The 17862-nt window shown below is 64.6% G+C and carries 14 protein-coding genes and 1 pseudogene; 5 read left to right on the forward strand and 10 right to left on the reverse strand.

Annotated features, from left to right (window positions below; all coding sequences use genetic code 11):
- Nucleotides 1–26 precede the first annotated feature (26 nt).
- From CAG31_RS09860 to CAG31_RS09885, 6 genes are read right to left on the reverse strand one after another with little or no spacing between them, the layout of a single operon-like run.
- Nucleotides 27–1358 (reverse strand): DUF58 domain-containing protein, encoded by a 1332-nt coding sequence (locus CAG31_RS09860; RefSeq protein WP_085580394.1) that lies wholly within the window; start codon nt 1356–1358, stop codon nt 27–29.
- A gap of 31 nt (nt 1359–1389) precedes the next feature.
- Nucleotides 1390–2391 carry a MoxR family ATPase gene (locus tag CAG31_RS09865; RefSeq protein WP_085580396.1) on the reverse strand — a complete coding sequence of 334 codons (1002 nt, stop codon included), beginning with the start codon at nt 2389–2391 and terminating at the stop codon, nt 1390–1392.
- Complete coding sequence (locus CAG31_RS09870) at nt 2388–3551, reverse strand: DUF4350 domain-containing protein (RefSeq protein WP_085580399.1); 1164 nt, start codon at nt 3549–3551, stop codon at nt 2388–2390. Before CAG31_RS09870 ends, CAG31_RS09865 begins: the two co-directional genes overlap by 4 nt.
- Nucleotides 3548–5092 (reverse strand): DUF4129 domain-containing protein, encoded by a 1545-nt coding sequence (locus tag CAG31_RS09875; RefSeq protein ID WP_085580401.1) that lies wholly within the window; start codon nt 5090–5092, stop codon nt 3548–3550. The genes CAG31_RS09870 and CAG31_RS09875 overlap by 4 nt, the downstream gene beginning before the upstream one ends.
- Complete coding sequence (locus tag CAG31_RS09880; RefSeq protein ID WP_085580403.1) at nt 5079–6056, reverse strand: stage II sporulation protein M; 978 nt, start codon at nt 6054–6056, stop codon at nt 5079–5081. Before CAG31_RS09880 ends, CAG31_RS09875 begins: the two co-directional genes overlap by 14 nt.
- Nucleotides 6053–6778: an RDD family protein gene (locus CAG31_RS09885; protein WP_085580405.1), complete on the reverse strand. Its 726-nt coding sequence runs from the start codon at nt 6776–6778 to the stop codon at nt 6053–6055. Before CAG31_RS09885 ends, CAG31_RS09880 begins: the two co-directional genes overlap by 4 nt.
- 182 nt (nt 6779–6960) lie before the next feature.
- On the opposite strand from CAG31_RS09885, the gene sbcB reads away from it, so the two are divergent.
- Nucleotides 6961–8391 carry an exodeoxyribonuclease I gene (gene sbcB, locus CAG31_RS09890; protein WP_085580407.1) on the forward strand — a complete coding sequence of 477 codons (1431 nt, stop codon included), beginning with the start codon at nt 6961–6963 and terminating at the stop codon, nt 8389–8391.
- Between the two features lie 100 nt (nt 8392–8491).
- On the opposite strand, the gene mvaT is transcribed toward sbcB, so the two are convergent.
- A complete protein-coding gene (gene mvaT / locus CAG31_RS09895; protein WP_085580410.1) occupies nt 8492–8869 on the reverse strand; it encodes a histone-like nucleoid-structuring protein MvaT in 378 nt (125 codons plus the stop codon).
- A 334-nt stretch (nt 8870–9203) separates the two neighbouring features.
- Here mvaT and purU point away from each other — a divergent pair, with 334 nt between their 5' ends.
- Both purU and CAG31_RS09905 read left to right on the forward strand, forming a co-directional pair.
- Nucleotides 9204–10052 (forward strand): formyltetrahydrofolate deformylase, encoded by an 849-nt coding sequence (purU, locus tag CAG31_RS09900; RefSeq protein WP_085580412.1) that lies wholly within the window; start codon nt 9204–9206, stop codon nt 10050–10052.
- 101 nt (nt 10053–10153) lie between these two features.
- A complete protein-coding gene (locus CAG31_RS09905; protein ID WP_085580414.1) occupies nt 10154–10345 on the forward strand; it encodes a hypothetical protein in 192 nt (63 codons plus the stop codon).
- A 292-nt stretch (nt 10346–10637) separates the two neighbouring features.
- Here CAG31_RS09905 and CAG31_RS28935 read toward each other — a convergent pair whose 3' ends face one another.
- Both CAG31_RS28935 and CAG31_RS28940 read right to left on the reverse strand, forming a co-directional pair.
- Nucleotides 10638–11402: a methyl-accepting chemotaxis protein gene (locus CAG31_RS28935; protein WP_371856095.1), complete on the reverse strand. Its 765-nt coding sequence runs from the start codon at nt 11400–11402 to the stop codon at nt 10638–10640.
- 93 nt (nt 11403–11495) lie between these two features.
- Nucleotides 11496–12527, reverse strand: a pseudogene (locus CAG31_RS28940) (cache domain-containing protein); the annotation flags it as partial.
- A 189-nt stretch (nt 12528–12716) separates the two neighbouring features.
- Between CAG31_RS28940 and CAG31_RS09915 the strand changes: the two are divergent.
- The gene (locus CAG31_RS09915; RefSeq protein WP_085580418.1) at nt 12717–14204 is read left to right on the forward strand and encodes a helicase HerA-like domain-containing protein; all 1488 of its coding nucleotides are present in this window, start codon (nt 12717–12719) and stop codon (nt 14202–14204) included.
- A gap of 30 nt (nt 14205–14234) precedes the next feature.
- On the opposite strand, the gene CAG31_RS09920 is transcribed toward CAG31_RS09915, so the two are convergent.
- Nucleotides 14235–14690 carry a DUF721 domain-containing protein gene (locus CAG31_RS09920; RefSeq protein WP_085580420.1) on the reverse strand — a complete coding sequence of 152 codons (456 nt, stop codon included), beginning with the start codon at nt 14688–14690 and terminating at the stop codon, nt 14235–14237.
- A gap of 320 nt (nt 14691–15010) precedes the next feature.
- Between CAG31_RS09920 and secA the strand changes: the two genes are divergently transcribed.
- On the forward strand, nt 15011–17749 hold the full coding sequence (gene secA, locus CAG31_RS09925; RefSeq protein WP_085580422.1) for a preprotein translocase subunit SecA: 2739 nt from the start codon (nt 15011–15013) through the stop codon (nt 17747–17749).
- Nucleotides 17750–17862: the final 113 nt, after the last annotated feature.

Raw genomic sequence — 17862 nt, forward strand, 5'->3', positions numbered from 1 at the left:
TTACTCAGCCCTGTCGTTGAGCCGGGTCAAAACGACCCGGCGCGCTTGTACTTCAAGTAGCGGGTCACCAGATCGGTTCCCAGCTCCTCAGGCCGTAGGTTCAGCATCGCCACCCCATGAGCCCCCAACCGCTCATGACATTCTGCCCGTGCATTGAGAAAGTCCACCGTGCCGCAGTAGGCCAACGCTTCATCCAGGGTCTGCACCGGCGAGCTGCGTATCCGATCAAGCGTTGCCTCGCGCAAGCTGGCCACCAGCACCTGATGTTGTTGGCTCAAATGTTTGACCGCCACGAGCAGATCATCGTCATCCTCATCGCGCAGGTTGGTCACCAGCACCACCAGGGCCCGACGCTTCTGCCGTGTCAGCAGTTTCCGGGCAGCGCTCTGGTAATCCGCCGAGCGCTGACCGCTTTCAAGGTCATAGGCGGCGTTGAGCAACACATTGAGTTGTCCGGGCCCCTTGATCGGCGCGAGGTAGTGTTCCTGATCGCCTGCAAACGTGCACAACCCCACCGCATCCCCCTGGCGCAACGCCACATAGCTGAGCAGCAGGCACGCATTCAACGCATGGTCGAAATGTGACAGCTCATCATCCTGGCTGCGCATGCGCCGCCCGCAGTCGAGCAGGAGCATGATCTGCTGGTCACGCTCATCCTGGTACTCGCGGGCGATCGGCGTGCGCTGGCGGGCGGTGGCTTTCCAGTCGATCTGGCGCAGGCTGTCGCCTTCGCGGAATTCGCGCAACTGGTGGAATTCCAGGCCTTGCCCGCGCCGTTGCCGCTGACGCACGCCGAGCTGGCTGAGCCAGTTGTCCACCGCCAGCAGTTGCCCGCCGTAGAGTCGGGCGAAGTCGGGGTAGACCCGGGTGTTGTCCATCACGGACAACAGGCGTTTGCCTGACCACAGGCCCAAGGGGCTCGGCAGGTTGACCTCGCAATGCTCGAAGCGGAAGTGGCCGCGCTTGAGCGGCCGCACGCGATAACCGACCTGGCTGGCTTGGCCCGGCTGCAGTTCGACCGTCAGCGGCAGGTGCTCGAAGTCAAGGCCGTCCGGCACATGGTCGAACAGTCGGATGCGCAACGGTTCGGCAAAGTCGTGACCGACCGTAAGGCTCACCTCGCCCCAGCGGCCGAGCGCCAGGCTGCCCGGCACTTGCCGCTGCACCCGGGGCAAGGGCAGGCGACTGAGGCGCACGGCATCCAGGATCGCCAAGGCCAGCAACGCCAGGAGCATGCCCCAGTTGACCGCCTGCAGGCTGGGTGGCGTGTCGATGTCCAACGCGCTCAGGCTGCCCAGCAGGACACCCAGGGCCAGCAGGGCCGACAGCCAGACCAGCAGCCGTTTCGACGGTTTCACGGGTGCCTCCCCCTTGTGGTGAGGGGCGGCGTCATTGGCGCGGCGCCGGCACTTGGTCGAGCAGTTGCTGGAGCACCTGATCCACTTGCAGTCCTTCGATGTCCAGCTCCGGGGTGATGCGCACCCGATGGCGCAGCACCGCCAGCGCACAGCCCTTGATGTCATCCGGGATCACGAACTCGGCGCCGCGCAGGACGGCACGGGCCCGGGCGCAGCGCACCAGCGCAATGGAGGCCCGGGGGCCGGCGCCGAGGCTCAGGCCCGGCCAGCTGCGGGTGCTGCGGGCCAGGCGCACGGCATAGTCGAGCACCTGGTCGTCCAGCGGCAGGTCGCTGGCGATGCGTTGCAGGGCCTGGACGTCCTTGGCCTGCAGCACCGTGCGCAGCGGCTGCACGTCGAGCATGTCGGCACGGCTGGAGCGGGTGACCTGTCGCACCATGTCCAGTTCCTGGTCGGCGTCCGGGTAGTCCATGCGCACCTTGAGCATGAACCGGTCGAGTTCGGCTTCGGGCAGCGGGTAGGTGCCTTCCTGCTCGATCGGGTTCTGGGTGGCCAGCACCATGAACGGTTGCGCGATGGGCAGGGCCCGCCCTTCGAGGGTGACCTGGCGCTCCTGCATGGCCTCCAGCAGGGCGGCCTGGGTCTTGGCCGGCGCACGGTTGATCTCGTCGGCCAGCAGCAGGTGAGTGAACAGCGGCCCCTTGCGCAGCTTGAACTGTTCGGTCTGCAGGTCGTACACCGCGTGACCGGTGACGTCGCTGGGCATCAGGTCCGGGGTGAACTGGATGCGCGCGAACTCGCCGCCGAACGTCTTGGCCAGGGCCCGGACCAGCAGGGTCTTGCCGAGCCCCGGCACGCCTTCGAGCAAGACGTGGCCGCCGGCGATCAGGGCGGTAAGCACGTCGTCGATCACGCTGTCCTGGCCGATCAGGGCCTTCTGCAGTTCGTTGCGCACCGCCTGGGCCAACTGGGTGGCCCGCTGGCGTTGCTGGGCGGCATGGCTGGCGGCGCCGGGCTCGGTCTGTTCGTTCATAGGGCGTTCCTCAAGGATTGCAGGTGGGCGACCTGCCGGCTGAATTCGGCGCCGGACAGGCGCTGCTTGCGCACCGGGCTCAGGGCCTGGCTGATGGCGCGGGTCGGCTGCCGGGTCAGGCGCGACAGCGCCAGCCATTGCTCGGCCACGTTCAATTGATCGAAGCCCGGATGGCGCCGCCGGGCCCGGCGCAGCACATCCTGCTGCAGGGCTTGCAGCAATGTCCGCTGCCCGTTGTGGCGCAGGATGAAACCGGCGCTGGCGCGCAGATGCTCCTGCAATTGCCGGCGTCCGCCGGGGGCGGGCGCAACGACCGGCCCGTGACGGACGCCGGCGTGCCACAGCCACAAGAGGATCAGGGCCGTCAGGGACACGATGGCTTGCGGAAAGTGGCGCCAGAGCAGGGTCGGCAGGCCGTCGCGGGCCGTGTTGAACAGCAGGGTCACCGAGGTGTCGGCGCTCAGGTACCAGAGCAGCCAGGCGTTGTCGTGCCGGGCGATGTCCGGGGTCTTCCAGAGCTCGGCATCGGTGACCACGGTGATCGTGCCGACGCCGTAGGGCAGTTGCATCATGTGGGTGGCCCTGCCGCTGTTGGCCCAGGCCTGGGCCAGGTTCTTCGGGTCTTCAAGGTGAAAGTCGGTGTCGAAGCCGACGTAGGCCGGGGCGTCTTCGTCTTCCAGGTACAGCTTGGTCAAATTGGGGTAGGGATCGTCCGCCGCGTCCGGCGCAGGCTCCTTGAGATCCTTGCTCAGCGACTGGTGAAGCTGCACACGGTCGAGCAACAGGTCGTTGCTTTGGCCGCTGCGTTCGTCCCACAGCGATTCGGCGACGAACACCAGCCGTCCGCCGGCACGGGCCCAGTTGAGCGTTTGCTCGACCTGGCGCGGCGTCATGTTCGAACGGTCGCCGAACAGCAGCAGTGTGTGCCGGCGCGGGTCGATGCCGGGCAACGCATCCAGGCTTTCGGCATGGGTGACGGACAGGCCGCGCCCGCGCAGGAACAGCTCCGCCGCCAGGTAAGGATTGGCCTGCGCGGCGGGAGAGGGGCCGTGGTCGATCACGCTCTGGTAGGGTTCGGCCTTGAGGTACAGCAAGAGGCACAGCGCGCCCAGCAGGGCGACGGCCAAGGCAGCGGCCAGCCTGACCGCGAGCCGGCTCAATGCGCCGCTCCCGGGCCGAACAGGGTGCGCCAGCCGTCGCACAGTTCCTGTTGCAGGTGCGCGGCGGGCAACCGGTGCCCGTAGGCCATGTTCTGCCAGTGCCCGGTCAGGCTGCGGCTGAACGCAAGCAGTTCCGGGCGCTGCAACCGCTCGATCTGCGCCAGCACCTGATATTCGGTGTCGGCGGGTTTGAGCGTCAGGCCGAAGTCGTGCAGCAGATGGCTGAGCAGCGCCCGGTAGAGCAGGCCCAACGCCGCCCGGGGTTGGCTGGCCCAGAGCTGTTCGGCGCTGGCGGCGATGTCGTCGGGCAGCGTTTCCCGGTTCAGGTCGAGGCCGAAGGCCTGCTGCGGCGCGGGGCGGTGCGGGCGTGACGGCCTCTTCGGACGACGGCCGGCGAATGCCTGCAGCCAATCGCGGTAGCGCCAGATCAGCCAGCCGAGCGCGGCCGACAAGGCGCCCCACAACAGCACTTCGATCAATTGCGCAAGGCCGTCGAAATGCCGGCTGTCGAGCCAGTCGAACAGCGTTTCCAGCCATTGCGGCACGCCGCCTTCGTGGGTTTTCTCTGACTGTTCGGGATCGTCGCCGAAGCGGTAGCGGGTGACGGTTTCCGGGTTCTTGAACGGCGGTTGCTCCAGCAATGCCTTGATGTCGTCGCGGGAGGCCTGGCTGGTGAGGGGTTGGTGCAGCAGGCGCGGCGCCTGCGGGGCGTCGGCCGGTTCCGCCGCCCAGGCGGTCGGCGGGGCGGACCACAGCAAGGCGAACGCCAGCAGCAGGACCGGCGCGACGCCGCTCAGGCGCTGGCGCAGGCGGCGGAACACCAGTTCGATGTCCCAGGCCTCCAGCACGGTGCGCCGGTTCAGGTAAAGGCTGAAGCCGCAGGCCACGTAGACCGGCTCCCATACCACCAGCACCAAGGCGTAGAAGGCGTTGGTCAGGTGTTCCAGCCAAAGCCAGTCCTGATCGGCGGCCAGGATCAGGCTCTGCCAGTCCCAATCGGTTTCTATTTGTTGCGGCAGCAGCAGGTAGAACAGCACCATCAGACCGATCCACAGCGCCGTTTCGAGATGGACGCCGATGATCGTCAGCCACTGCGCCGCCCCGGCATTGCGTTGCAGCAGCACCCGCAGACGCTGCTGGCGCGCGCTGCCGGACAGGCCTTCGAGCTGCACCACCGGCAGCAGGAAGCTGCGGCTCAGGCTCAGGCGGCGCCAGGTCAGGCTGGCGAGCAACTGCGGCTTGAGCAGGCGCGGCCATTCCCGCAGCGTCTGTCTCAGGGTCGGCGTTTCACCGAACAGGGCCCTGGAGAGGATATACAGCGGCAAGCGTTCGTAGGCCGGCTTCAGCCACCAGAAGATGAACAGGGCCAGCGACGGCGAACGCCACAGCGACAGGCTCAGCAGGGCGAACAACGGCAAGGTGACGAGGGCCCAACTGGTCATCAGCAGGCGCCGGTGCCGCTGGCTCATCAGCACGCCCAGATCCATGGCTTCCCAGGTCGAGCGCGGACGGATCGCCACGGTGGCGTCACTCAGGCGCATGGCGGGCCTTTCCGGCAAACAGCAGATAGGCGGCCACCAAGGCCCAAAGCCCTGCGCCGACCCCGTACTTGGTCAGCGGCGCCACGGTGGCGCGCGAGGACCAGTAGGCCTCGATGAGGGCCGCGATGAGCAGGAACAGCATGACCCCGCACACCAGCGACACGCTTTGGCGCGCCGCGTGCCTGAGCGCTTCGCCGCGGGTCAGGCGCCCGGGGGCGACCAAGGCCCAGCCCAGCTTCAGCCCCGCCGCCCCGGACAAGGCGATGGCCGTGAGCTCGAAGGCGCCGTGGCCGATCACGAACGACCAGAACGGCTGGCCGAAACCGATGGCGCTCAGGTGCCCGGCCACCGCACCGATGAACAGGCCGTTGTAGACCAGGTAGAAAACGCTGCCCAGCCCGAGCAGCAGCCCGCTGGCGAAGGTCTGGAAGGCGATGCCGATGTTGTGCATGACGTAATAGCCGAACATCACCCAGTCTTCGCTGGCCGCCCGTTCGGTCGGCCGCCCGAGATGACCGGCGGCCGGGTCGTACATGCTTTGCACTTCGCGCACCTGGTCGGCGGGAATCAGGGCGTACGCCAGGTCAGGGAACAGCCGCACCAGCACACCGAAGCCGATCAGGCTGGCGAAGAACAGCAGGGCGGCGGTCAGCACGAACCGCCATTCATCGCGCACCGTGCGGGGAAACCCGGCAAGGACGAACCCCGCCAGACCGGCGCCGGCCCGGCTGCGCTGACGGTACAATTGCTGATGACCGCGCAGCGCCTGCTGCTGCAGCGAGTCGATCAGGAAACTGCTGTAGCCCCGCTCCTGCGCCAGGGCCAGGTGCTGGCAGAGCCGGCGGTAGGCCTTGGGGAAACCGGCCACCTGCGACGTGTCCTTGCCTCGCTCCAGGCGTTCGAGCGTCAGCGCGAAACGCTCCCATTCGGCCTTGTGGCGGTTTTCGAAGAGGTTCTGCTTCATGTCGGGCCCAGCAGGCCGCGGGCGATGCCGTTGAGCTCGCCGACCGCCTTCGGTGCGCTGATGTGCAGCGGCTGGGCGAGCAGGGCGGCGAGTTCGTTGACCCGTGCCGGCGACAGCTCGCTTTGGCGTTCGGCGAAACCGAGCAGGGCGCGTTGCTCGCTCAAGGTGAGGGGCGCCGGACAACGGCGGGGAACAGCCTCAGGCAATGACGGAGGTCGGGGCGGGGTTTCGCCGTAGACCACCAGCGTGCCGGCGGCGATGTCGCCCAGGCGTTTGAAGGTCGGGTGCTGCAGGCAACTGAGGGCGCCGAGGAAGTAGCCGAACGGCATCAGGTCGACGACGCGCAGCAGGTTGCGCAGCAGCGAGGCCGACCAGCCGACCGGCGTGCCGTCGTCGTGCACCACCCGCAGGCCCATCCACTGCTTGCCCGGCGACCGGCCCTGGCGCAGCACCTCGAACAGCACCATGTACCACCAGCTCACCCCGAACAGCAGGAGCGAGCCCAGGCCCATGCCGAGCCTGCCCAATGCCGCCAGCGCCATGAACAGGACGCCGAGCGCCGCTCCCCGCAGGGCCAGGTCGATGGCGAATGCCACCGCGCGCACCGGCAGCCCTGCCGGGCGCAAAGGCAGGTCGATGCCTTCCGGCGTCTCGACCTGATGCCGGGTGTCCTGCGGCGTAACCAGCGGTGCTTTCCTTGGCGGTGCTGAAGGCTCGAACATGGGCTACCTGAGATGTCGCCGGATGGGGATACGAGTGCGTCCGATGCTAGCAGCCTCTTGGGGGAAAACGACATAACTATGTATTGCACACCGCGCCGCGAAATGTGCCTGAATGATGCCGCGCTGGTCGTGACGGCGGTCGAGCGCCTAGACTTCGCCGATCTTCAGTTCAGGAACACCCCGTGACTTCCATCTTCTGGTACGACTACGAGACCACCGGCATCAACCCGCGCAGCGACCGCCCGCTGCAGGTGGCCGGCATCCGCACCGACCACGCGCTCAACGAGATCGGCGAGCCGGTCAATCTCTATTGCCGGCCCAGCGACGACATCCTGCCGCATCCGGCGGCGTGCGCGATCACCGGCATCACGCCCGGCCGCCTGGCCAGCGACGGCCTGAGCGAAGCCGACTTCATGACCCGGGTGCATGCGCAACTGGCGGCGCCCGGCACCTGCGGCGCGGGCTACAACACTTTGCGCTTCGACGATGAAATGACCCGTTACAGCCTGTACCGCAACTTCTTCGATCCCTATGCCCGGGAATGGCAGGGCGGCAACAGCCGCTGGGACCTGATCGACGTGGTGCGCGCCGCCTATGCCTTGCGTCCTGACGGCCTGGAATGGCCCACCGACGACGAAGGGCGGGTGACGCTCAAGCTCGAACGCCTGACCGCCGCCAATGGCATCGATCACGGTCATGCCCACGAAGCGCTGTCGGACGTGCGCGCCACCATCGCCCTGGCGCGGCTGATCCGCGAGAAGCAGCCGAAACTGTATGACTGGCTGTTTCAACTGCGCAGCAAACAGAAGGTCATGGATCAGATCCGCCTGATGCAGCCGATGGTGCACATTTCCGGCCGCTTTTCGGCGGCGCGGCATTATGTGGGCGTGGTGTTGCCGTTGGCCTGGCATCCGCGCAACCGCAACGCGCTGATCGTCTGCGACCTGCACCTCGATCCGCAGGGGTTGCTGGATCTGGATGCCGACACCCTGCGCCGGCGCCTGTACACCCGGCGCGAAGACCTGGCCGAAGGCGAACTGCCGGTGCCGCTCAAGCAGATCCACATCAACCGCTGTCCGGTGGTGGCGCCGATGTCGGTATTGCGTGCCCAGGATCAACAACGGCTTGGCCTGGACATGGCGTTGTATCAGGCCCGTGCCTTGCGGCTAAGTGACGCACAGCAAGTTTGGAAAGATAAGATCCCGGCCATTTACGCCAGTGAGGAATTCACCCCGAGCGAAGATCCGGAACAACAGTTGTACGACGGATTTATCGGCGACCGGGATCGGCGTCTGTGTGAACAAGTGAGGGCGGCGGATCCTGCGCAATTGGCGCAGGAACAATGGCCTTTCGATGATGAACGTCTGCCGGAGTTGTTGTTTCGATATCGAGCGCGCAACTTTGCGCAGACGTTGAATTCCGAAGAACAACAACGCTGGACGGATTTCTGCCGGCAGCGGTTGTCGGACAGCGAGTGGGGGGCTCCCAATACCCTGACATCATTTGCCGAAGCCATGGAGCAATGGGCGCTTAGTGCGACGCCTGAGCAAAGTGCGGTGCTCGCGCAATGGCAGGATTATGTCCAGGTGTTGCGCAAACGTTTGAACCTGTGAATCCGGACAAGTCCCCATAAAATTGAAGGCATAAAAAAACGCCAGCGGATGCTGGCGTTTCTTCGTGTGTCGCGGACGTGTCTGCGACGAGGGTTGCAGCTTAGCCCAGCAGGGTGGACCAGCTCTCGACCACGTCACCGCCCCACTTGGCTTTCCACTCTTTCAGAGTCTTGTGGTTGCCGCCTTTGGTTTCGATGACTTCACCGTTGTGCGGGTTCTTGTATTGTTTAACTTTGCGTGCACGCTTGGTGCCGGTAGTTTTGACTGCGCCGCCGCGTGGGGCCTTGGTTTTGGACTCTGGATCCAGCAGCGCGATGATGTCGCGCAGGGACTTGGAGTACTCGCCCATCAGGGCGCGCAGTTTGCCTTCGAATTCCAGTTCTTTTTGCAGTTTGTCGTCTTGCGACAGGTTCTGCAGACGGGCTTGCAGCTCTTTGATGGCTTCTTCGGTGGCGCGGTATTCGTTGATCAAGGACATGGTTACTACCTTATGTAGGAGTGCTGGGTGGCAGGGACAGTGCCGCAATAATAGTCAGGCTGTTTCATCAAGTAAACATTTAACCGGGTCATTTATTTGAATTAGTTTCGATGAAAAGGCCTGAATTGAATATTCGGTTAAATAATGTGATGCAGTCTTCAGCGATATTCACGGTCGTCCGTTCGCCCATGGCTTTTGCGCCTGCGCCCCTGACGGCAGGCGGTGGCGAGCGTCCCGTCCGCCCCGGAAACGGACCGGGCGGTCATCAATACTGCAGTTTTTGCGCACAGTCGCTAGAATGGCCGCCTTTGCGAAGTTCTGGAGTTTCCCCCTCATGCGCACCTTTCGGTTGGTGATTTCCTGCCCGGACCGCGTTGGCATCGTTGCCAAAGTCAGTAACTTTCTGGCGTCCCACAACGGCTGGATCACCGAAGCGAGCCACCACTCGGACAATCAGGTCGGCTGGTTCTTCATGCGTCACGAAATCCGTGCCGACTCCCTGCCGTTCGGCATCGAAACCCTGCGCGAGAAGTTCGCGCCGATCGCCGAAGAGTTCTCGATGGACTGGCGCATCACCGACACCGAGCAGAAAAAGCGCGTAGTGCTGATGGCCAGCCGCGAGTCCCACTGCCTGGCCGACCTGCTGCACCGCTGGCACAGCGATGAGCTGGACTGCGAGATCGCCTGCGTGATCTCCAACCACGACGACCTGCGCAGCATGGTCGAGTGGCACGGCATCCCTTACTACCACGTGCCGGTGAACCCGCAGGACAAGCAGCCGGCCTTCGCCGAAGTCTCGCGCCTGGTTCGCCAGCACGAAGCCGACGTCGTGGTGCTGGCGCGCTACATGCAGATCCTGCCGCCGGAACTGTGCAGCGAGTACGCGCAGAAGGTCATCAACATCCACCACAGCTTCCTGCCGTCGTTCGTCGGCGCCAAGCCGTACCACCAGGCTTCGCTGCGTGGCGTGAAGCTGATCGGCGCAACCTGCCACTACGTGACCGAAGAGCTGGACGCCGGCCCGATCATCGAGCAGGACGTGGTGCGCGTCAGCCACAGCGACAGCATCGAGGACATGGTGCGTTTCGGCCGTGACGTCGAGAAGATGGTGCTGGCCCGCGGCCTGCGCTATCACCTGGAAGACCGCGTGCTGGTGCACGGCAACAAGACCGTGGTGTTCTGACCGGCCCCAAAGGCGTCGGTTGAAAAAGCAAGGGCTTGGGCGTTCAATCGTCCAGGCCCTTTTTTTATCCGCAGAATCCGTTCGAACCCCGAGGAGATGCCATGAGCGATCCACTGGACAAAGCCACTTCAAAAGCGCCTGCGACGTTGGGGGAGGGGTGTCTGGCCCGCTACGACCCGGATGACATGGGCCCGGAGGACGGGACGGAGTTTCCCGGCGCGGCTGAGCTGTGGGAGCGGCTCAAGGATCAGGAGGAGAACGACGAGCCTGAGGGGGAGTCGGTGGAGCGTTAGCGCCGCAGTGGTTTGCGTTGCACCATCACCTGACTGGCGGTGTTTGGGCTGACGCCATCGCCAGCAGGCTGGCTCCCACCGTTTTAGTGGGAGCGTTGGATCAGTCGCCAAAGATGTCGGTTGTTGCGGCCTCATCGCTGGCAAGCCAGCTCCCACAGGTTTTTGCGGCGTTTGCGGATTCTGTGTCCGCCGCAAAAACCGGTGGGAGCCAGCCTGCTGGCGATGACGGCAAACCAGCCCCCATCGGGGCCGGCAATCCCGCTGCGATCGCGAGCAGGCCGGTGAAGGCGCCTCAGATCCGGAAGGTGCCCACCAGATGCTTGAGCCGCGCCGCCTGCTGCTCCAGGTCCGAGCAGGCGCGCAGAGTGGCCTGCAGGTTTTCCACGCCTTCCTGGTTCAACGTGTTGATCTCGGTGATGTCGACGTTGATCGACTCCACCACGGCGGTCTGCTCTTCGGTGGCGGTGGCCACCGACTGGTTCATGCCGTCGATCTCGCCGATGCGCTGGGTCACGCTGCTCAGGCGTTCGCCGGCCTGGTTGGCGATCTCCACGCTGTCCTGACTGTGGCGCTGGCTGTCGCTCATGGTGCTGACGGATTCCCGGGCGCCGACCTGCAGCTCCTCGATCATGGTCTGCACCTGTTGCGCCGACTCCTGGGTGCGGTGCGCCAGGTTGCGCACTTCGTCGGCCACCACGGCGAAGCCGCGGCCCGCCTCGCCGGCACGGGCCGCTTCGATGGCGGCGTTGAGCGCCAGCAGGTTGGTCTGCTGGGAAATGCTGGTGATCACTTCCAGGATCTGGCCGATGTTCACGGTCTTGCTGTTGAGCGATTCGATATTGGTGCTCGACGCGCTGAGCATGCTCGACAATTGGTTCATCGCCTTGATGCTGCGGTCCACCACCTGCTGACCGTCTTCGGCCAGGTTGCGCGCGTCGCTGGCCTGGGTCGAGGCTTGCGCGGCGTTGCGGGCGATTTCCTGGGCGGCGGCGCCGAGCTGGTTGATCGCGGCGGCCACGCTGTTGGTGCGCGAGGCCTGCTGGTCGGAGTTGTACATCGACGAGTTGGACGCTGCGACCACCCGCAGGGCGACTTCGTTGACTTGGCCGGTGGCCGAGGACACTTCGCGGATCGAACCGTGGATGCGCTCCACGAAACGGTTGAACGCGGTGCCGAGCACGCCGAACTCGTCCTGGTTCTGGATGGTCAGGCGCTTGGTCAGGTCGCCTTCGCCGTCGGCGATGTCTTCCATGGCGCGGGTCATGACGTGCAGCGGCTGGATCAGGATGCGGATCAGCATGCCGAGCAGGGCGATGATGATTGCCACCGCGATCACGGTCGCGATCACGGCCGAGGTGCGGAACTGGCTGAGCATCGAGAACGCCTTGTCCTTGTCCACCGACAGGCCGATGTACCAGTTCACCGACGGCAGGCCCTTGATCGGGGTGAAGGTGACGATGCGGGTCTTGCCGTCGACGGTGACTTCGCTGAAGTCGCTGCTGATGCGCGGGGTGTCCTGCGGGTAGGCTTCCTTGAGCGATTTCATCACCAGGGCCTTGTCCGGGTGCACCAGGATCTTGCCGTCGGCGCTGACCAGGAACACATAGCCCATGCCGTCGAAGTCACGGGCGGCGAGGGTGTCGATCAGGGTTTGCAGGCTCAGGTCGCCGCCGACCACGCCCACGCTCTGACCGGCCTTTTTCGAGGCCGTGGCGATGGAAATGATCAACTGGCCGGTGGCCGCGTCGATGTAGGGTTCGGTCAGGGTCGAGGTGCTGCTGCCCTCGGCGCCCTTGTACCAGGGGCGGACGCGGGGGTCGAAGCCGTCCGGCATCTTGGCGTCCGGGCGGATGGTGAAGTGGCCGGTGGCATCGCCCAGGTAGGAAGCCATGAACGTCGACGTCAGGGCTTTCTGTTCCAGCAGACCGGCGACCGTCGAAGGTTCCGGGTTGATGGCGATGTTCTGGGCGGCGTTCTCGATCAGCAGGATGCGGCCGTTGAGCCAGGTCTGGATGTTGCCGGCGGTGACCTCGCCCATCTCGTTGAGGTAGTTGTTCAGGTCCTCGCGGATCGCGTTGCGTTGCAGCCAGTCGTTGTACAGCGTGAACGAGGCGAAGGCGGCGATGACGATGAGGGCGGCGGCAAGCAGGATTTTATGGCTGAAGCGCAGGTTTTTGTTCATGGCTTGGGGTTCCGCTAAGGTCTTAATGTCCAGGACGTGCTTTTATGGAAGCGCGCAGAATGGGCAAGGGTGAAAGTAAGCTGATATTTCCGTCTCTCCTTAGGGAAATGTCAGACCAAGCTTGTGGCTGGGTCTCTCGCCTTTATGTATCGGCCATGCAGAATCAAAGATTAACCATTAGGTGACAAAATGCCTGACTCTCTGCAACTCGTAATCGGCGCCGATCTCGCCGGGCAACCGATCGCCCAGGCCATGCGCCTGGCCAACCGCCACGGCCTGGTGGCCGGCGCCACCGGCACCGGCAAGACCGTCACCTTGCAGCGCCTGGCCGAAGCGTTCAGCGACGCCGGGGTCGCGGTGTTCGCCGCCGACGTCAAGGGTGACCTGTGCGGCCTCGGGGCCGCCGGCAATCCTCAGGGCAAGGTCGCCGAGCGCATCGCCGGCATGCCGTGGCTGAACCACACCCCTCAGGCCTATCCGGTGACGCTGTGGGACATCCACGGTCAGTCCGGTCATCCGTTGCGCACCACCTTGAGCGAAATGGGCCCGCTGCTGATCGGCAGCCTGCTGGAACTCACCGACAGCCAGCAGTCGGCGTTGTACGCGGCGTTCAAGGTGGCGGATCGCGAAGGGCTGCTGTTGCTGGACCTGAAAGACCTGAAGGCGCTGCTCAACCACCTCAAGGACAACCCGCAACTGTTGGGCGAGGATGCGGCACTGTTCACCACCGGCTCGAGTCAAGCGCTGCTGCGGCGTCTGGCGACGCTGGAGCAGCAGGGCGCCGAAGCGCTGTTCGGCGAGCCGGCGCTGCAGCTCGAAGACATCCTGCAGCCGGCGGCCGACGGGCGCGGGCGCATTCATCTGCTCGACGCCAGCCGCCTGGTGCACGAGGCGCCGAAGGTGTACGCGACCTTCCTGCTGTGGCTGCTGGCCGAGCTGTTCGAGCAGTTGCCCGAGCGCGGCGACGCCGACAAGCCGCTGCTGGCGCTGTTCTTCGACGAGGCCCATTTGCTGTTCACCGATACGCCCAAGGCCTTGCAGGATCGGCTGGAGCAGGTGGTGCGGCTGATCCGCTCCAAGGGCGTGGGGGTGTATTTCGTCACCCAGTCGCCGGGCGACCTGCCGGACGATGTGTTGGCGCAGTTGGGCCTGCGCATCCAGCACGGCCTGCGGGCCTTCACCGCCAAGGAACAGAAGTCCCTGCGGGCGGTGGCGGACGGCTTCCGGCCCAATCCTGCGTTCGACACCCTGACGGTGCTGACCGAGCTTGGCATCGGCGAAGCGCTGGTCGGCACCTTGCAGGAAAAAGGCACCCCGGAGACGGTGCAGCGCGTGCTGGTGGCGCCGCCGCAATCGCGGATCGGGCCGTTGACCGAGACCGAACGCACCGTGCTGATCGGCGGATCGCCGTTCAAGGGGCGTTACGACAAGCCCATCGACCGCGAGTCTGCCTACGAGATCCTGATGGGCCGCAAGGGGCTGGCGCCGGAGGCCGAAGCGGCGCCGGGCAAACCGGCGGCAGAGGAACCGAGCCTGGCCGACCGCGCCGGGGAATTCCTCGGCACGGCGGCGGGTCAGGCGCTGAAATCGGCGATGCGACAGGCGGCGAACCAGTTGGGCAAGCAATTGGTGCGCGGCTTGATGGGCTCTTTGCTGGGGGGCAGCAAGCGGCGCTGACCGGCGCCGCCATCGCCAGCAGGTCGGCGGTCAGCCTTTGGTCTTGGCGTGTGCCGCCAGCCGCTCCAGCGCCGCCCGCAGGTTCGGGTCGCTGATCCCCTCGGCGGTGGACTGAAGGGTCGCCGCCGCATCCGTCGACAGGTCGACGCTGTGTTCGCTCGGCCCGCGCTGGACGGTCGGTGGTTGCACCTTGAACAGAATCCGCGTCAGCCCGGCGAACTCGTCGAACATCTGCAATTGCCGTTGCAGGCGTTTTTGCTGATAGCGCAGGCGGGTCGCCCAGTGGCCGTCGGTGACAATCAGCAACAAATCCCCTTCACGCCACTTGGCCACATGGCAGTGCTCGCGGGCGGCGGGCTGCAACTGGGTTTCGAGCAGGCGCTGCAGGTGCCCCAGGCGTTGGGCGTGGTTGAGGATGGCCTTCAGCGGCCTGGCTTCGCGAAGCAGGACAGCGGGTGCCTTGGCTGTGTGCGGGCGAAATGCCATGATCGAACACCGAAATTGACGGGGGCACTATGTTAACAGGAAGGTTGTCAGGAAGCGGCTCACGCACTCGCCCCATTGCTTTTGCCTCTGCTTTGCCCCTTAAATCACCGACTGACTTAAGTGCCGTACGGCTTGAAGTCGAGCAAAACGCCCCTATTTTAAGTGAGCCCCGTCAAAGCGCAGTGCCAGCATCGTGGAACATCGCCACTTTCCTCACCACCGTTTCCGGGTAGAATGCTCGTTCGCATGCGGCCATGAGGGCTGCACGGGCGACTCACGGGGCCGCCCTCCATCCCTTTAGTGTGGAAGATCCTGCCGATATGTTTGCGCCTTTGTTAAAGAAACTTTTTGGAAGCAAGAACGAGCGTGAAGTCAAACGCATGCTCAAGACGGTGCAACTCGTCAATGCCTTCGAAGAGAAGATGGTCGCCCTTTCGGACGATCAACTGCGCGCCAAGACTGCCGAGTTCAAGGACCGCATCGCCAAAGGGGAAACCCTCGACAAGCTGCTGCCCGAAGCGTTCGCGGTCGCCCGCGAAGCCGGCAAGCGCGTCATGGGCATGCGTCACTTCGACGTTCAGCTGATCGGCGGCATGACCCTGCACGAAGGCCGGATCGCCGAAATGCGCACCGGTGAGGGCAAGACCCTCGTGGGCACCCTGGGCGTCTACCTCAACGCGCTGTCCGGCAAGGGCGTGCATGTGGTGACGGTGAACGACTACCTGGCCCGCCGCGACGCCAACTGGATGCGTCCGCTGTACGAGTTCCTCGGCCTGACCGTCGGTATCGTCACGCCGTTCCAGCCGCCTGAGGAAAAGCGTCTGGCCTACGCCGCCGACATCACCTACGGCACCAACAACGAATTCGGGTTCGACTACCTGCGCGACAACATGGCGTTCAGCATGGAAGAGAAATTCCAGCGCGAACTCAACTTTGCCGTGATCGACGAAGTCGACTCCATCCTCATCGACGAAGCCCGTACCCCGCTGATCATCTCCGGCCAGGCCGAGGACAGTTCCAAGCTGTACATCGAGATCAACAAACTGATCCCGAAACTCAAGCTGCACGTCGAAGAGGTCGAAGGCGAAGTCACCCAGGAAGGCCACTACACCGTTGACGAGAAGACTCGCCAGGTCGAACTCAACGAGGCCGGCCACCAGTTCATCGAAGACCAGCTGACCAGCATCGGCCTGCTGGCCGAAGGCGAGAGCCTGTACTCGGCGCACAACCTGAGCCTGCTGACCCACGTCTACGCCGGCCTGCGTGCGCACAAGCTGTTCCACCGCAACGTCGAGTACATCGTGCAGGACGGCCAGGTCGTGCTGGTCGACGAGCACACCGGCCGCACCATGCCGGGCCGCCGTCTGTCCGAGGGCCTGCACCAGGCCATCGAAGCCAAGGAAAACCTGAACATCCAGGCCGAAAGCCAGACCCTGGCCTCGACCACGTTCCAGAACTACTTCCGTCTGTATACCAAACTGTCCGGCATGACCGGTACGGCCGACACCGAAGCGTTCGAGTTCCACCAGATCTACAACCTGCCGGTGATCGTGATCCCGACCAACAAGCCGTTGGCCCGTAAGGACTACAACGACCTGGTGTTCCTGACCGCCGAAGAGAAATACGCGGCGATCGTCAACGACATCAAGGAAAGCATGGCGGCCGGCCGTCCGGTGCTGGTCGGTACGGCCACCATCGAAACGTCCGAGCACATGTCCAACCTGCTGGTGAAAGAAGGCATCGAGCACAAGGTGCTGAACGCCAAGTTCCACGAGAAGGAAGCGGAAATCATCGCCCAGGCCGGTCGTCCGGGCGCGTTGACCATCGCCACCAACATGGCCGGTCGCGGTACCGACATCCTGTTGGGCGGCAACTGGGAAGTGGAAGTCGCTTCGCTGGAAAACCCGACCCCTGAGCAGATCGCCCAGATCAAGGCCGACTGGCAGAAGCGTCACCAGCAAGTGCTGGAGGCGGGCGGTCTGCAGGTGATCGCCTCCGAACGTCACGAATCCCGCCGTATCGACAACCAGCTGCGTGGCCGTGCCGGCCGTCAGGGCGACGCCGGCTCCAGCCGCTTCTACCTGTCGCTGGAAGACAGCCTGATGCGCATCTTCGCCTCCGACCGGGTGAAGAACTTCATGAAGGCCCTGGGCATGCAGCCGGGCGAGGCGATCGAGCACCGCATGGTGACCAACGCCATCGAAAAGGCGCAGCGCAAGGTCGAAGGCCGCAACTTCGACATCCGCAAGCAACTGCTGGAGTTCGACGACGTCAACAACGAACAGCGTAAAGTGATCTATCACATGCGCAACACGTTGCTGGCCGCCGACAACGTCGGTGAGACCATCGCCGACTTCCGCCAGGACGTGCTCAACGCCACCGTCAGCGCCCACATCCCGCCGCAGTCGCTGCCGGAGCAGTGGGACGTGGCCGGCCTGGAAGCCGCGTTGCAGAGCGACTTCGGCGTATCGCTGCCGATCCAGAAATGGCTCGACGAAGACGATCACCTGTACGAAGAGACCCTGCGCGAGAAGCTGCTGAACGAGCTGGTCGCCGCCTACAACGAGAAGGAAGACCAGGCCGGCGCCGACGCCCTGCGTTCCTTCGAGAAGCAGATCGTGCTGCGGGTGCTGGACGACCTGTGGAAAGACCACCTGTCGACCATGGATCACCTGCGCCACGGCATCCACCTGCGCGGCTATGCCCAGAAGAACCCGAAGCAGGAGTACAAGCGCGAGTCCTTCACGCTGTTCTCCGAACTGCTGGATTCGATCAAGCGCGACTCGATCCGTGTGCTGTCGCACGTTCAGGTGCGCCGCGAAGACCCGGCCGAGGAAGAGGCCCGTCTGCGCCAGGAAGCCGAAGCGCTGGCCGCCCGCATGCAGTTCCAGCACGCCGAGGCCCCCGGCCTGGAAGCGCAGCCGGAAGAAGTGGGTGAAGAGGTCGACGTGGCCCTTGCCGCCGCGCCGGTTCGCAACGAGCAGAAACTGGGCCGCAACGAGCTGTGCTATTGCGGTTCGGGCAAGAAATTCAAGCATTGCCACGGGCAGATCCAGTAAAACCCGTTTCAATCGCTGAAATACCCGCGCCGCGACCGGCATCAGCCGTCGCGGCGTTTTGCCATTTATCCCGCCGCTTTTCCGTGTGGCGGTGCTGACATTACTGATTGAGG

Source organism: Pseudomonas sp. R25(2017) (assembly GCF_002112565.1).
In the GTDB taxonomy this organism is placed as follows: domain Bacteria; phylum Pseudomonadota; class Gammaproteobacteria; order Pseudomonadales; family Pseudomonadaceae; genus Aquipseudomonas; species Aquipseudomonas ekonensis.

Bases quoted from the DNA above. Each gene is read 5' to 3' on its own strand.
- CAG31_RS09865 (WP_085580396.1), bottom strand. From the start codon at position 2,391: ATGAACGAACAGACCGAGCCCGGCGCCGCCAGCCATGCCGCCCAGCAA.
- CAG31_RS09875 (WP_085580401.1), bottom strand. From the start codon at position 5,092: ATGCGCCTGAGTGACGCCACCGTGGCGATCCGTCCGCGCTCGACCTGG.
- CAG31_RS09880 (WP_085580403.1), bottom strand. From the start codon at position 6,056: ATGAAGCAGAACCTCTTCGAAAACCGCCACAAGGCCGAATGGGAGCGT.
- CAG31_RS09885 (WP_085580405.1), bottom strand. From the start codon at position 6,778: ATGTTCGAGCCTTCAGCACCGCCAAGGAAAGCACCGCTGGTTACGCCG.
- mvaT (WP_085580410.1), bottom strand. From the start codon at position 8,869: ATGTCCTTGATCAACGAATACCGCGCCACCGAAGAAGCCATCAAAGAG.
- purU (WP_085580412.1), top strand. From the start codon at position 9,204: ATGCGCACCTTTCGGTTGGTGATTTCCTGCCCGGACCGCGTTGGCATC.
- CAG31_RS09905 (WP_085580414.1), top strand. From the start codon at position 10,154: ATGAGCGATCCACTGGACAAAGCCACTTCAAAAGCGCCTGCGACGTTG.
- CAG31_RS28935 (WP_371856095.1), bottom strand. From the start codon at position 11,402: ATGTACAACTCCGACCAGCAGGCCTCGCGCACCAACAGCGTGGCCGCC.
- CAG31_RS09915 (WP_085580418.1), top strand. From the start codon at position 12,717: ATGCCTGACTCTCTGCAACTCGTAATCGGCGCCGATCTCGCCGGGCAA.
- CAG31_RS09920 (WP_085580420.1), bottom strand. From the start codon at position 14,690: ATGGCATTTCGCCCGCACACAGCCAAGGCACCCGCTGTCCTGCTTCGC.
- secA (WP_085580422.1), top strand. From the start codon at position 15,011: ATGTTTGCGCCTTTGTTAAAGAAACTTTTTGGAAGCAAGAACGAGCGT.